The following is a 13,927-nucleotide window of genomic DNA, read 5'->3' on the forward strand; positions in this document are numbered from 1 at the left end:
TGCCAACATCCCATTCTGGAGACGCCCACATGCTCGATCGTCGTTCGTTCCTGGCTGTCTTTGCCGGCGGCGTCGCCGCGGCAGCGGCCACGACTCAGGCGGAAGCAGCCCCGGTTTCGGCTGCCCTGACCCAGCCCGCCATCGATACGCCGCGCACGGTCGCCGGCTTGCGCGAAGGCCTCGCGGCCGCGACCGCCGAGCCGCAGGAAATGCAGTATTATTACCGTCGGCGCTATTATTACCGCCGGCCGGTCTATGTGGTTCGGCCGCGCATGGCGCGCCGCTGCGTCTGGACCGGTTACGGCCGCGTGTGCCGCTGGGTCCGCGTCTGGTGACGCCCACCCCGCCGGTCGCTTGACGACGCGGCAGCAGACTGCGACACCCTCGCTGCATCAAGCGCGAGGGTGTTTCCATGTCGACATCAGCCTATGATCCGAACAATATCTTCGCCAGGATCCTGCGCGGCGAACTGCCCGCCGAGAAGGTCTTCGAGACCGACAAGGTCCTGGCCTTCATGGACATCATGCCGCGCGCCGACGGGCATGTCCTGGTGATTCCGAAGACGCCGGCACGCAATCTCCTGGACATTCGGCCCGACGACCTGGCCGAACTGGCCAAGGGCGCGCAAGTGGTCGCCAAGGCGGTCAAGGCAGGCATGGCGGCCGACGGCCTGACCATTCAGCAGTTCAACGAAAGCTCCGGCGGACAGGTGGTCTTCCACATCCATGTCCACGTCCTGCCGCGCTGGGAAGGCGTCGCGCTGCGCCCGCCCGGCACCATGGCAAAGCCCGAAGTGCTGGCGGAACATGCCGCGCGCATCCGCGCCGGCTTCGAAAGCGCCTGAGCGCGGGGGGCCTATTTCAGGCCTAGCCAATAGGCGGAAGCGACAATGATCGCTTCCGCCGTCGCAACGCCCAGAAGCACCGAGCGGCGGGAGATCCAATAGACCGCGACGCCGGCGATCATGGCGCCGGCCCGCCACGACAGCGGCAGGCCGGCAAGAACGCCCGCGGGGAAAAAGGCGAGCTTGGCGACGACCGCGGCAAGCGTCGCGGTGGCGACCGCGCGAACCCACAGCAGCAGTTCCGAGCCTTCACTCAGGCCGCGGCCGACGACCAGGCCGAGCCAGCGCCAGATCTCGCTCGGCAGGAAGCCGGCGAGGATCAGTGCCAGGTAAGGCGTGAGATCGCTGCCGATCAGCGTCATGCCGTGGTCCTCGACCGGCGCAGGCGCGCCAGGCCATAGGCCAGCGTCCCGCCGCCGAGGCCGGCCCACAGCAGTTCCAGTCCGTCGCCGGCAAAGGCGGCCAGCGGCAGCCCGAAGAAGCCGATGCCGATGGCCAGCTGATCGGACAGCACCCGCGATGTCGTGAACAGCGACAGCAGGAAGAAGATCGGCGTCAGGAACAGCAGGGCCGCGGCGAAGGCATGGGGAATGATGCCGGCGAGGCCGTAGCCGGCGGCGGTGGCGAGGGTCGCCGAGGTCAGCAAGCCGGTCGCCAGCCCAAGGAAGAAAGGCACCCTGCCCTCGGCGTCGATGCCGGGCAGCAGCCTGAGGCCTTCGACCCAGAGCGAGATGGCGACCATGTGGGCGCAGAGCATCATGGTCAGGGGATGCCGCTGCTTGCCCGCACGCAGATAAGGCAGCAGCGAGACGACCATGGGCAGAAGCCGCACCGAGGAGAGCCCGACGGTCAGCCCCACCGCCAGCCACGTGCCGCCGGTGCCGAGGCCGTTGACCAGGATGAGATGGGCCGGGCCGGCCCAGATCAGCAGCGTCGCCAGCATGGCCCAGGCGAGCGGCATGCCGAAGTCGGCGCAGACCGAGCCGATGCCGATGAAGGTCGCCGCCAGGATCACCGCCGGCAGCGCCGCCGATTGCCTGAGACCCCTGCGGTACCAGCCGGCAGGCGTGATCGGAACGAAATGGGGGGCGGCGGTTGTCATGAGGTCGGGGCAAAATCGGTGACGGGCGCCGTGAGCGCAAGAGCGCGCAACGCATGCGGTTCATGCAGGCCATGTCGCCGCGTGGGGACCAGGGTTGGTGCCAATGGAAGCGCGCAGGGAGGATCCGCCGCCTGCCCCGATTCCACGACGTCATCCCAAGGCAAAGCAATTGCTTTGCCTTGGGATGACGCAGAGCATGTGCAGACAGGCGTTCGGCCTGGTGCCATTGGCCTGGCCGGATACGGCGCCACAAACTCCCTTCAAAAGCAAAACCCCGGCCTGGTGGCCGGGGTTTCGGTTTCGTCACCGGCTGTCGCGCCGGCGGCTCATTCGGTCTTGAGCGGCACTTTCGGCACCGAGCCGGACGGCCGCTTGGGCTCGACCGGAACCGTCACGCCGCCCGAGCCACCGCCTTTCGGCTTGCGCTTCGGTGCCGCCTTGGCGCCGGTGCGCTTGGCGGCGCTCGCCCGCTTGACAATGGCGGTGATATCGGGCGCTACCGGCTCCGGCTTCGGCGTCACCGGTCCCTGCGGATAGTCGAAGCCGAGGACCGGGAAGCCCTCCTCGTCCTTCTCGACGACCACACGGACGTGACCGCCGTTCTTCAGCCGTCCGAACAGCAGATATTCGGCCAGCGGCTTCTTGATATATTCCTGGATGACCCGGGCCATCGGTCGGGCGCCCATCTGCTCGTCATAACCGCGTTCGATCAGCCATTCCTTGGCGTCGGGCGACAGCTCGATCGTCACCTGACGATCGGCGAGCTGGGCCTCGAGCTGCATGACGAACTTCTCGACGACATTGCCGATCACCTCGGACGACAGGTGTCCGAAGGCGATGACGGCGTCCAGGCGGTTGCGGAATTCCGGCGCGAACAGGCGGTTGATCGCCTCGCTGTCGTCGCCGGTCCGCTTGGTCCGGGTGAAGCCGATCGCCGGCTTGGCGAGGTCGGCGGCGCCGGCATTGGTGGTCATGATCAGGATGACATTGCGGAAATCGACCGATTTGCCGTTGTGGTCGGTCAGTTTGCCGTGATCCATGATCTGCAGCAGGATGTTGAACAGATCCGGATGCGCCTTCTCGATCTCGTCGAGCAGCAGCACGCAATAGGGATTCTGGTCGACGCCATCGGTGAGCAGGCCGCCCTGGTCGAAGCCGACATAACCGGGAGGCGCGCCGATCAGCCGCGAGACGGTGTGGCGCTCCATATATTCCGACATGTCGAAGCGCAGCAGCTGCACGCCGAGGACGGAGGCGAGCTGCTTGGCGACTTCGGTCTTGCCGACGCCCGTCGGGCCGGAGAACAGGTAATTGCCGATCGGCTTTTCCGGTTCGCGCAGGCCGGCGCGGGCGAGCTTGATCGAGGCCGACAAGGCTTCGATCGCCTTGTCCTGGCCGTAGACCACGCGCTTCAGCGTGTTCTCGATATTGCGCAGGATCTCGGCGTCGTCCTTGGAGACGGTCTTGGGCGGGATCCGCGCCATGGTGGCGATGGTCGCCTCGATCTCCTTGATGCCGATGACCTTCTTGCGCTTCGCCTCGGGCACCAGCATCTGGGCCGCGCCGGATTCGTCGATCACGTCGATCGCCTTGTCCGGCAGCTTGCGGTCATGGATGTAGCGCGCGGAGAGCTCCACCGCGGCCTTGATCGCCTCGTTGGTGTAGCGCAGCCGATGATAGGTCTCGAAGGCAGTCTTCAGGCCCTTCAGGATCTCGATCGTGTCGGGCACGGACGGCTCGTTGACGTCGATCTTCTGGAAGCGCCGGACCAGCGCCCGGTCCTTCTCGAAATATTGGCGATATTCCTTGTAGGTGGTCGAGCCCATGCAGCGCAGCGTGCCCTGGGCGAGCGCCGGCTTCAAAAGGTTGGACGCGTCCATGGCTCCGCCCGAGGTGGCGCCGGCGCCGATCACCGTGTGGATCTCGTCGATGAACATGATCGCCTTGGGGTGGGCCTCCACCTCCTTGATGACCTGCTTCAGCCGCTCTTCGAAATCGCCGCGATAACGCGTGCCGGCGAGCAGCGTGCCCATGTCGAGCGAGAACACGGTGGCGTCGCGCAGCACGTCGGGCACGTCGTTCTCGACGATACGCTTGGCCAGGCCCTCGGCAATGGCGGTCTTGCCGACGCCGGGATCACCGACGAACAGCGGGTTGTTCTTCTGGCGCCGGCACAGCACCTGGATGGTGCGGTTGATCTCGGTGTCACGGCCGATCAGCGGATCGATCCGGCCCTCGCGCGCCTTCTTGTTCAGGTTGACGCAATAGGTATCGAGCGCATCGCCCTTCTTCTTGTCGTCCGGCGACTTGTCCTTAGCCTCCTCCGGCTCGTCGGTGCCCTTGGGCAGGCGCGGCTCGGCGAGGCCGGCGCGCTTGGCGATGCCGTGCGAGATGTAGTTGACCGCGTCGTAACGGGTCATGTCCTGCTCCTGCAGGAAATAGGCGGCGTGGCTCTCGCGCTCGGCGAAGATCGCGACCAGCACATTGGCGCCGGTGACCTCTTCGCGGCCCGACGACTGGACGTGGATGACCGCACGCTGGATGACCCGCTGGAAGCCGGCGGTGGGCTTGGAATCCTCGGACCCGTCGGTGATCAGGTTTTCCAGTTCGGTATCGATGTAACCGAGCAGGCTCTTCTTCAGCTTGTCGAGATCGACGCTGCAGGCCTTCATCACAGCCGCCGCGTCCTGGTCCTCGACCAGAGCCAGCAGCAGGTGCTCAAGCGTTGCGTATTCGTGCCGACGCTCGTTGGCGAGCGCCAGTGCCCGATGAAGTGATTGTTCGAGACTGCGTGAAAATGAGGGCAAGGGAACCTCTTAAAAATTCAATGCGTCGACGTGCGCCACGCGAAACAGACCTACTTTTTCTCCATCACGCATTGCAGCGGATGCTGATGCTTGCGTGCGAAATCCATCACCTGGGTCACCTTGGTCTCTGCGACCTCATAGGTAAAGACGCCGCACTCGCCGACCCCGTGCTGGTGAACGTGCAACATGATGCGGGTGGCATCGTCGCCGCTCTTGTTGAAGAATTTCTGCAGCACATGCACCACGAACTCCATCGGCGTGTAGTCGTCGTTCAGCAGCAGCACCCGATAGAGGCTCGGCCGCTTGGTCTGCGGGCGCGTCTTCGCGATGACCGAAGTCCCCGGTCCGCCCGGGTCCTGGTCGCGCTCGTCGCGTTTGCCGGCCATGGCGCTCGCAGGGTCTGCGTGCGCGGGCCGGAAGGGAAAGCCAGTGTGGATCAGCACTGCATCATTCGTCATGGTGGAGCTTGCGTTTCGGCGGACCGAGACGCCCGAGATTATCCAGTCGGTGGAACGGATGCCAGAATCATGCCGGTATGCCGACCCGAGACTATGCGGAAGCGTATGGGTAATAATAGGGATGCGACAGGCGGGCCGCTAGGGTGTCGATGAGGTCGCAGGCCTGACGAGGTCACGTTGCCAGATCGCCATCGTTACATCCGCTTGCGGGTCGATCAGGGTCTCGGCCGAAACATGCAGGCCGTGGCCGGTCAGGATGATCTGGGGCGGGCCGGAAGCAAAGCAAGGCCGGCCCTGGGGAATGATCACGCGGGGGGCCGTCGACAGCACGAACCTCGCATAACCGATGCCAAGGAAGTGATCGAACACGCCGGTGCCACCAGTGACCGCGACGGTGCCGCCGGTCATCCCCAGGAGGTCGAGCACATGATTAAAAGTCACGTGCTCCGGGTTCCAGAAATGCGCGCAACGGTCGGCGGGATCGACGACGAGGCCGGTCACCGAGCGGGTCAGGACCAGCCGCCGGCGTCCCGGATTGGGATGCCGCAGGTGGCCGAGGCGCCCGAGCACCACCAGTTCGGCCCGGTCGAGAGCGGCCTGGAACAGGCGCCAGTCGGCGTCGTTCATCAGCCGCTTCGGCATCGATCCGTCTGCCTCGGCGATCATGCCGTCGGCCGAGACGATGGCGTGGCCCTCGATCACGATCGTGGCCGGCGCCGGTGTCATGTCAGGCCGCCTTCCTGGTTTCGGCGATCTTCACCAGGTTGCGCAGGATCACCGCCGCGCCGCGCAGCCGGTCGTCCGGCTTCGGCCAATCGCGGATGAAGACGATCTTCTGGTCCGGCCGGACCTTGGCGAGCGAGCCCTGCTCGCCGATATAGCGCACCAGCCCCGCCGGATTGGCGAATTTCTGGTCGCGGAACGACAGCACGATGCCGCGTGGGCCGGCGTCGACCTTGTCGACATTGGCTCTCCGGCACAGCGCCTTGACCACCGCCACCTTGACCAGATGCTGGACCTCGTCGGGCAAGGGCCCGAAGCGATCGATCATCTCGGCGGCGAAGGCGTCGATCTCCTGGTCGGTCTCCAGGTCGCCCAGGCGCCGATAGAGCGACAGGCGCAGGCTGAGGTCCTCGACATAGTGGTCGGGGATCAGGATCGGCGTTCCCACCGTGATCTGCGGCGACCACTTGTCCTCGACCGTCTCGTCGACGCCGCCGGCCTTCATCATCGCCACCGCCTCTTCCAGCATCTGCTGGTAGAGCTCGTAGCCGACCTCCTTGATATGGCCCGACTGGTCGTCGCCGAGCAGATTGCCGGCGCCGCGGATGTCGAGATCGTGCGAGGCGAGCTGGAAGCCGGCGCCGAGCGTGTCGAGCGACTGCAGCACCTTCAGGCGACGCTCGGCCTGCGGCGTGATCGGCTTGCTTTCCGGCAAGGTGAACAGCGCATAGGCGCGCGTCTTCGACCGGCCGACCCGGCCGCGCAGCTGGTAGAGCTGGGCGAGGCCGAACATGTCGGCGCGCCAGATGATCAGGGTGTTGGCGGTGGGGATGTCGAGCCCGGATTCGACAATGGTGGTCGACACCAGGATGTCGACCTTGCCCTCGTAGAAGGCGCCGATGCGATCCTCGAGCTCGCTGGCCGCCATCTGGCCGTGGGCGACGATGAATTTCGCCTCCGGCACGTGCTCGCGCAGGAAGGCCTCGACCTCGCCGAGATCCTCGATGCGCGGGCAGACGAAGAAGGCCTGGCCGCCCCGATAGCGCTCGCGCAGCAGGGCTTCGCGGACGATCAGGGCGTCGAACGGCGTCACGAAGGAGCGCACCGCCAGGCGGTCGACCGGCGGGGTCGCGATGATCGACAGGTCGCGCACGCCGGTCATGGCGAGCTGCAGGGTGCGCGGGATCGGCGTGGCCGTGAGGGTCAGCACGTGAACCTCGGCGCGCAGCTGCTTCAGCCGCTCCTTGTGGCCGACGCCGAAATGCTGCTCCTCGTCGACGATGACGAGGCCGAGATCCTTGAAGGCGATGGCCTTGCCGAGCAAGGCATGGGTGCCGACGACGATATCGACGGTGCCGTCGGTCAGACCCTTCTTGGCGGCGGCGAGCTCGACCGAGCCGACCATGCGCGAGGCCTGGGCGACATTGATCGGCAGGCCCTTGAAGCGCTCGGAGAAGGTCTTGAAATGCTGGCGCGCCAGGAGCGTGGTGGGCACCACGACGGCGACCTGCTTGCCGTTCATGACGGAGGCGAAGGCGGCGCGCAGCGCCACCTCGGTCTTGCCGAAGCCGACATCGCCGCAGACCAGCCGGTCCATCGGCCGGCCGGAGCCGAGATCTTCCAGCACGGCATCGATGGCGCCGGCCTGGTCCTCGGTTTCGTCATAGGGGAAGCGGGCGGCGAATTCGTCATAGGCGCCGTCGGGCGCGATCAGCTTCGGCGCTTCGCGCAAGGCGCGCGCGGCGGCGATCTTGATCAGTTCGCCGGCCATTTCCAGGATGCGCTTCTTCAGCCGGGCCTTGCGCGCCTGCCAGGCGCCGCCGCCGAGCTTGTCGAGCTGGGCCTCGGCATCCTCGGAGCCGTAGCGCGACAGAAGCTCGATGTTCTCGACCGGCAGGAACAGCTTGTCGCCGCCGGCATAGTGGATCTCGACGCAGTCATGCGGCGCGCCGACGGCGGTCACCGTGCGCAGGCCGATGAACCGGCCGATGCCGTGGTCGACGTGAACGACGAGGTCGCCGGCCGACAGGCTGGTCGCCTCGGCAATGAAGTCCTGGGCGCGCTTGCGCTTCTTCTGCGCACGCACCAGCCGGTCGCCGAGAATGTCCTGCTCGCCGATGACGGCGAGATCGGGGGTCTCGAAGCCCTCCTCCAGGCCGAGCACGGCGAGCGCGATCTCGTCGCCGCGCAGCGCCTGGGCGGCGCCCCAGCTGGCGACGGGCCGGGCCGCGCGCAGATTGTGGTCGCCGAGGATCTGCAGCAGGCGGTCGCGCGAGCCCTCCGACCAGGCGGCCACGACGATGCGCTTGCCATCCTTCCGGAGCGCCGCGACATGGGCGACCACGGCATCGAAGACATTGGCGGTTTCGTCGGCGCGCTCGGCGGCGAAGGAATGGCCGCGCCGGCCTTCCAGATCGATCATGGCGCCGTCGGAAGCGCCGGCGAGCGCAAAGGGCGACAGCTTGACCACCGCCTCGCCGCCACGGCGGCGGTCCCAGTCCTCCTGCGTCAGGTAGAGCTGGTCGGGCGGCAGCGGCTTGTAGGTGACGCCGCCGGCATTGTGGTCGAGTGCGGTCTTGCGGGCATCGTAATAGTCGGCGACCGTGGTCAGCCGCTCCTTGGCGGCCTCTTCGACCAGGGCGTCGAGCACGACGCCGCTGCCGGGCAAATAGTCGAAGATCGTGTCGAGCCGGTCATGGAACAGCGGCAGCCAATGTTCGACGCCGGGATGGCGGCGCCCTTCGGACACGGCTTCGTAGAGCGCGTCGCCCTTGGTCGAGCCGCCGAAGGCGCGGACATAGGCGAGCCGGAACTTCACCATGGTCTCGGTGGTGATCTGCACCTCCGAGGTCGGCACCAGGTCGAGGCGCTTCAGCTGGCCGGTGGTGCGCTGGCTCTCGGGATCGAAGGCACGGATCGATTCCAGGGTGTCGCCGAAGAAATCGAGCCGGATCGGCGCGTCGAGACCGGGCGGGTAGAGATCGAGAATGCCGCCACGCACGGCATATTCGCCGACCTCGCGCACCGTCGAGGTGCGCAGATAGCCGTTGTTCTCGAGCCAGGCCGACAGGTTGGCCATGGACAGCACATTGCCGGGCGCCGCCGACAGCGATTGCGCCGCCAGCAGGCCCTTGGCCGGCAGGCGCTGCAAGGCGGCATTGATGGTGGTCAGCACGATCGCCGGCGTCGCCCGTCCGGTGATGCGGGCGAGCCTGGACAGCGTCAGCATGCGCCGCGCCATGATCGACGCATTGGGCGAGGCGCGGTCATAGGGCTGGCAATCCCAGGCCGGCAGCGTCAGGATTTCGATGCCCGGCGCGAAAAAGCCGAGCGCCGTCTCCAGCGCCTGCATGCGCGGGCCGTCGCGGCAGACCACCAGCAATTCGGGCGAGGCCTGGTTGCCCTTGGCGTGCAGCTGCCGCGCCAGGTCGGCGATGACGAGCGCGTCGAAGCCCTGCGGCACGCCGGCGAGGGTCAGGCGGCCGCGCGAGGCGACGACGTCAGCGGGGGATCGTTTGGCCATCAGCCGCGCCAGGCTCCCTTGCCTTCGGAATGGAATGTCTTGAGCGAGCGGAACACCGCCGTGTCGTAATTGGCCGGCGTCTCGGCCTTGTCGGTGACCCAGGCGAACAGGTCGCGGTCAGGCACCTCGATCAGCCGCTCCCAGTCGTCCAGCTCGGCTTCGCTCAGCTCGCCAATATAGGCATCGGCATAGCGGCCCATGATCAGGTCCATCTCGCGGGTGCCGCGATGCCACGACCGGAACAGGATCTTGCGGCGACGCGGATCGAGATCGGCGCTGGAACGGGTGGTTCCGGTCATGGGCGGGCTCCGAAGCAAAACGGCGAAAGCCGGGGACGCTGTCTGCGCCGCCCGGTTCGGCCGCTGTCCTAGCAAAGCGCGGGGGCGCTGTCAGCGCGGGAAAGCCGCTATACATTGCCGCCATGCGTCCCGCGCGACTCGACCCACTCTTTGCCCCCATCGGCACGCTGAAAGGCGTCGGCCCCAAGCTCGAAGCGCTGTTCAAGCGGCTTTTGGGCACGGAAGGCCCGCCTCGCGTCGCCGATCTCCTGTTTCACCTGCCCTCTGGCGTGATCGACCGGCGGGCCCGGCCGACGCTTGCCGAGGCCCAGGCCGGGCAGATCGTCACGGTCGAGGTGACCATCGACCGCCACCGCCCTGCCCCGGCGGGAAAGTCCCGCGCGCCCTATCGGGTCCAGTGCTCCGACCATACCGGCGACCTGACGCTGGTCTGGTTCCACGCCCATCGTTCCCGCATCGAAGAGCTCTGCCCGGTCGGCGAGACCCGCATCGTCTCCGGCACCATCGAGCTGTTCGACGGCATGCGCCAGATGGTCCATCCCGACCGGGTGGTGACGGCGGAGCAATTCGCCACCATGCCGCTGATCGAGCCGGTCTATCCGATGACCGAGGGGCTCGGCTCGGCGCTGATCCGGCGCGCGGGCGACGCGGCGCTGGCCAAGCTGCCGAACCTGCCGGAATGGCAGGACCGGCATTTGCTCGACCGGCGCGCCTGGCCAGATTTCGGCACGGCCCTGCGCACGGTTCATGCGCCCCGCGAGCCGGAGGATTTCGCGCCCGAGGGGCCAGCATGGTCCAGGCTCGCCTATGACGAATTGCTCGCCAATCAGCTGGCGCTCGGCCTGGTTCGCGCCAATCTGCGCCGGCCGGCCGGACGGCGCAATGTCGGCGACGGTTCGATCCGGGCGCGCCTGGAAGCCGGCCTGCCCTTCGCATTGACCGGCTCGCAGCAGCGCGCGATCACCGAGATCGCCGCCGATATGTCGGCGGAAACCCGCATGCTGCGCCTGCTCCAGGGTGATGTCGGTTCGGGCAAGACGGTGGTGGCGCTGATGGCCTGCGCCGCGGCGGCCGAGGTCGGCCGGCAATCGGCCTTGATGGCGCCGACCGAAATCCTGGCCCGCCAGCATGCCAAGACGCTGACCGCGCTCGCCGGCCCGTCTGGCCTCGAGATCGCCGTCCTGACCGGCCGCGAGAAGGGCCGGGAACGCGAACGCGTCCTGGCACGGCTCGAATCCGGGGAGATCTCGATCGTGGTCGGCACCCATGCGCTGTTCCAGGAGAGCGTGCGCTTTCACGACCTCGGCCTGGCGGTGATCGACGAGCAGCATCGCTTCGGCGTGCATCAACGCCTGGCATTGGCCGCCAAGGGCGAGGCCGTCGACCTCCTGGTGATGACCGCGACACCGATCCCGCGCACCCTGGTGCTGACCTATTTCGGCGACATGGATTCGTCCCAGCTCACCGAAAAGCCGGCGGGACGCAAACCGGTCGACACCCGCATCATCGCGCTCGACCGCCTCGTCGAGGTGGTCGACGGCATCGGCCGGGCGCTGGAGGCCGGGCGGCAAGCCTATTGGGTCTGCCCGCTGGTCGCCGAAAGCGAGGAGACAGATCTCGCGGCAGCGGAGGAGCGCTTCTCGGCGCTCGGCCAGCGCTTCGGCGCCAAGGTCGACCTGATCCACGGCCAGATGAAGGGCGCCGACAAGGATGCCGCCATGCTGCGTTTCCAGCGCGGCGACAGCCAGCTGCTGATCGCCACCACGGTGATCGAGGTGGGTGTCGATGTGCCCGCAGCCTCGATCATGGTGATCGACCATGCCGAGCGCTTCGGACTGGCCCAGCTTCACCAACTGCGTGGCCGGATCGGCCGTGGCGAAACGGCCTCCACGTGCATCCTGCTCTATAAGGGGCCGCTCGGCGAGGTCGCCCGCAAGCGGCTCGACATCATGCGCGAGACCGAGGACGGCTTCCGCATCGCCGAGGAAGACCTGAAGCTGCGCGGCGAAGGCGACGTGCTCGGCACCAAACAGTCGGGCATGCCGGGCTTCCGGCTGGCCCGGCTCGAACATCATGGCGGGTTGCTGGAAACCGCCCGCAACGACGCCAAGCTGGTGATCGAGACCGACCCGAAACTGTCCGGCGAGCGCGGCGACGCCTTGCGCGACCTGCTCTATCTGTTCGGCCGCGACGAGGCGATCCGACTGGTCAAGGCGGGCTGATCATGCGTTTTGGGCCGGATCGGCGCAGCGCTGACGGAGAGAGTGGAGCCATGGCGGCTTGGCCCGACGTTCTCATGCTGGCACCACCTCGTCTTGCCCGGGCTCGTCCCGGGCATCCACGTCTTATCTCCGGGCCAAGGCAATTCGTGGATGGCCGGGACAAGCCCGGCCAAGACGAGAATTGCTCTTCGAGCGGCGGGCGCTGGGTCGACCGACCACGGGATCCGCGCCGTCACCCAGCACACCATGACGTCAACACATCGTCTTGCCCGGGCTCGTCCCGGGCATCCACGCATTCAACTGCCAGCGGCAATCAACCTGCCATAACCATTGTGCGGCGAGACTAATTCTCGATGAGCCGGTCCTTGAAATATCTGATGATCGCAGCCGGTTGGGTGTGCGTGGCCATCGGCATTGTCGGGGTGATCCTGCCCGGCATTCCCGGCACGGTCTTCCTGATCATCGCCGCCTGGCTGTTCGCCCGCTCTTCGCCGCGTTTCGAGCATTGGCTGGTGACCCATCCGAAACTCGGCCCGCAAGTGGTGAAATGGCGCGCGACGGGGACGATCGCGCCCCGCATCAAGGCGGTGGCGATCGGCTCCATGGCGCTGTCCTGGGCCATCGTCTGGCTGACCGCGCCGCCGATCGCCATTGCCGCCTCGGGCTTGTGCCTGGCAGGCTCCGCCCTTTATGTCGGGACGAGACCGAATTCATGACCCGGATCATCTGCGCCGGCATCACCACCCTCGATTTCATCTATCAGCTCGACGCCATGCCGGTGGCGGCGGTGAAATATCGCTCGCGCCACATGACGACCTCGGGCGGCGGGCTGGCCGGCAATGCCGCGACCGCCTGCGCGCGGCTCGGCGCCGAGGTCAGCCTGATCGCCCGGCTCGGCGACGATCCCCCGGCCAGGACCATGCGTGACGAACTGATCGCCGAAGGCATCGACTGTTCGCTCGTCCGGGAGTGTCCCGGGTATCGCTCGCCGGTCTCCGCCGTGATGGTCGATCCATCGGGCGAACGGATGGTGGTGAGCTATTCCGATCCCGACATTCCCTCCGACACCGGCTGGATCCCCGATGATCTCGGCCGCCGCGCCGATGCGATCTATGCCGAGACACGCTGGATCGAGGCGGCCTTCGCGGTGCTGCCGCAGGCCCGCGCCGCCGGAATTCCCTCGGTGCTCGACGCCGACCGGCGGCCGACCCGGCCGGAGGTGGTGGCGCTCGCCAGCCATGTCGGTTTTTCCGAGACGGCGTTGCGCGAGCTCACCGGCATCGACGACCTGCCGGCGGCGCTCGCCCACGCAGCGCGTGACGCGGCCAATGTCCTGATCGTCACCGACGGGCCACGCGGCGCCTGGTTCATGGAGGGGGACAAGGTCGTCCATGCGCCGGCCTTTCCGGTCAAGGCGGCGGATACGCTCGGCGCCGGCGATACCTGGCACGGCGCGCTGGCGGTGGCGCTCGCCGAGCGGCAGCCGCTGGCATCGGCGGTGCGCTTCGCCAATGGCGCGGCGGCGCTCAAATGCATGCAGTTCGGCGGCCGCAAGGGCATGCCGCGGCGAGCCGAGCTCGACTTGCTGCTGCGGGGTGGCTAGCGCGTGGGGGCGGCCATGAGGCGACGCGCCATCCGCTCGCTTCTGCCAATCGATCGCACAGCCATGTGCTGCGTCTTGGCCGTGCCTGCGACAAATCGGCAGATCCCCGATTTTGCGTGGGATTGCCGGCCCTTTTCGACGAAGAGCAACTGGCGGTTGCCGCGCATTTCGACTTAGTGTCTCCCGTTCATGTCGCATTGGGGATTCGGGCGGCAGGCGGGCGGGGTGCGCAGTGCAGCAGCAATTGGGACAAACACGGGCGAGGGTCAGGCAGGCCCTTCTCGCGGCAACTGCCTTGACGGGCACTTATATCGCCGGCCATCCCGGCAGCGCGCTCGCCGCTTGC

At 67.2% G+C, this 13,927-nt stretch carries 12 protein-coding genes; 5 read left to right on the top strand and 7 right to left on the bottom strand.

The annotated features are described in order from the left end of the window. Positions 1-29: 29 nt before the first annotated feature. Both AC07WJ_RS18225 and AC07WJ_RS18230 read left to right on the top strand, forming a co-directional pair. The gene (locus AC07WJ_RS18225; RefSeq protein ID WP_494936034.1) at positions 30-335 is read left to right on the top strand and encodes a hypothetical protein; all 306 of its coding nucleotides are present in this window, start codon (positions 30-32) and stop codon (positions 333-335) included. A 77-nt stretch (positions 336-412) separates the two neighbouring features. Next, positions 413-844 carry an HIT family protein gene (locus AC07WJ_RS18230; RefSeq protein WP_494936035.1) on the top strand — a complete coding sequence of 144 codons (432 nt, stop codon included), beginning with the start codon at positions 413-415 and terminating at the stop codon, positions 842-844. Positions 845-855: 11 nt separating this feature from the next. On the opposite strand, the gene AC07WJ_RS18235 is transcribed toward AC07WJ_RS18230, so the two are convergent. The 7 genes from AC07WJ_RS18235 to AC07WJ_RS18265 form a co-directional block, all read right to left on the bottom strand. Continuing rightward, on the bottom strand, positions 856-1,206 hold the full coding sequence (locus AC07WJ_RS18235; protein WP_494936036.1) for an AzlD domain-containing protein: 351 nt from the start codon (positions 1,204-1,206) through the stop codon (positions 856-858). Beyond that, positions 1,203-1,946, bottom strand: coding sequence for an AzlC family ABC transporter permease (locus AC07WJ_RS18240; RefSeq protein ID WP_494936037.1), 744 nt, complete (start codon positions 1,944-1,946; stop codon positions 1,203-1,205). Before AC07WJ_RS18240 ends, AC07WJ_RS18235 begins: the two co-directional genes overlap by 4 nt. A gap of 326 nt (positions 1,947-2,272) precedes the next feature. Next, entirely contained in the window at positions 2,273-4,753 is a 2,481-nt protein-coding gene (clpA, locus tag AC07WJ_RS18245) for an ATP-dependent Clp protease ATP-binding subunit ClpA (protein WP_494936038.1), read from the bottom strand. Between the two features lie 50 nt (positions 4,754-4,803). Next, positions 4,804-5,139: an ATP-dependent Clp protease adapter ClpS gene (clpS, locus tag AC07WJ_RS18250; protein WP_494936252.1), complete on the bottom strand. Its 336-nt coding sequence runs from the start codon at positions 5,137-5,139 to the stop codon at positions 4,804-4,806. A 210-nt stretch (positions 5,140-5,349) separates the two neighbouring features. Beyond that, complete coding sequence (locus AC07WJ_RS18255; protein WP_494936039.1) at positions 5,350-5,937, bottom strand: dihydrofolate reductase family protein; 588 nt, start codon at positions 5,935-5,937, stop codon at positions 5,350-5,352. A gap of 1 nt (position 5,938) precedes the next feature. Beyond that, positions 5,939-9,457: a transcription-repair coupling factor gene (gene mfd, locus AC07WJ_RS18260; protein WP_494936040.1), complete on the bottom strand. Its 3,519-nt coding sequence runs from the start codon at positions 9,455-9,457 to the stop codon at positions 5,939-5,941. Further along, positions 9,457-9,756 carry an FAD assembly factor SdhE gene (locus AC07WJ_RS18265; protein ID WP_494936041.1) on the bottom strand — a complete coding sequence of 100 codons (300 nt, stop codon included), beginning with the start codon at positions 9,754-9,756 and terminating at the stop codon, positions 9,457-9,459. Before AC07WJ_RS18265 ends, mfd begins: the two co-directional genes overlap by 1 nt. Before the next feature lie 122 nt (positions 9,757-9,878). Between AC07WJ_RS18265 and recG the strand changes: the two genes are divergently transcribed. From recG to AC07WJ_RS18280, 3 genes are all read left to right on the top strand, one after another. Beyond that, positions 9,879-11,978 carry an ATP-dependent DNA helicase RecG gene (recG, locus tag AC07WJ_RS18270; RefSeq protein ID WP_494936042.1) on the top strand — a complete coding sequence of 700 codons (2,100 nt, stop codon included), beginning with the start codon at positions 9,879-9,881 and terminating at the stop codon, positions 11,976-11,978. A 377-nt stretch (positions 11,979-12,355) separates the two neighbouring features. After that, entirely contained in the window at positions 12,356-12,694 is a 339-nt protein-coding gene (locus tag AC07WJ_RS18275) for a YbaN family protein (protein ID WP_494936043.1), read from the top strand. Continuing rightward, entirely contained in the window at positions 12,691-13,581 is an 891-nt protein-coding gene (locus tag AC07WJ_RS18280; RefSeq protein ID WP_494936044.1) for a PfkB family carbohydrate kinase, read from the top strand. The genes AC07WJ_RS18275 and AC07WJ_RS18280 overlap by 4 nt, the downstream gene beginning before the upstream one ends. Positions 13,582-13,927 lie beyond the last annotated feature (346 nt).

Source organism: Phreatobacter sp. GW821-FHT04C01 (genome assembly GCF_059420385.1).

Bases quoted from the DNA above. Each gene is read 5' to 3' on its own strand.
- AC07WJ_RS18275 (WP_494936043.1), top strand. From the start codon at position 12,356: ATGATCGCAGCCGGTTGGGTGTGCGTGGCCATCGGCATTGTCGGGGTG.
- mfd (WP_494936040.1), bottom strand. From the start codon at position 9,457: ATGGCCAAACGATCCCCCGCTGACGTCGTCGCCTCGCGCGGCCGCCTG.
- AC07WJ_RS18280 (WP_494936044.1), top strand. From the start codon at position 12,691: ATGACCCGGATCATCTGCGCCGGCATCACCACCCTCGATTTCATCTAT.
- AC07WJ_RS18255 (WP_494936039.1), bottom strand. From the start codon at position 5,937: ATGACACCGGCGCCGGCCACGATCGTGATCGAGGGCCACGCCATCGTC.
- recG (WP_494936042.1), top strand. From the start codon at position 9,879: ATGCGTCCCGCGCGACTCGACCCACTCTTTGCCCCCATCGGCACGCTG.
- AC07WJ_RS18240 (WP_494936037.1), bottom strand. From the start codon at position 1,946: ATGACAACCGCCGCCCCCCATTTCGTTCCGATCACGCCTGCCGGCTGG.
- AC07WJ_RS18265 (WP_494936041.1), bottom strand. From the start codon at position 9,756: ATGACCGGAACCACCCGTTCCAGCGCCGATCTCGATCCGCGTCGCCGC.
- AC07WJ_RS18235 (WP_494936036.1), bottom strand. From the start codon at position 1,206: ATGACGCTGATCGGCAGCGATCTCACGCCTTACCTGGCACTGATCCTC.
- AC07WJ_RS18230 (WP_494936035.1), top strand. From the start codon at position 413: ATGTCGACATCAGCCTATGATCCGAACAATATCTTCGCCAGGATCCTG.
- AC07WJ_RS18225 (WP_494936034.1), top strand. From the start codon at position 30: ATGCTCGATCGTCGTTCGTTCCTGGCTGTCTTTGCCGGCGGCGTCGCC.
- clpS (WP_494936252.1), bottom strand. From the start codon at position 5,139: ATGGCCGGCAAACGCGACGAGCGCGACCAGGACCCGGGCGGACCGGGG.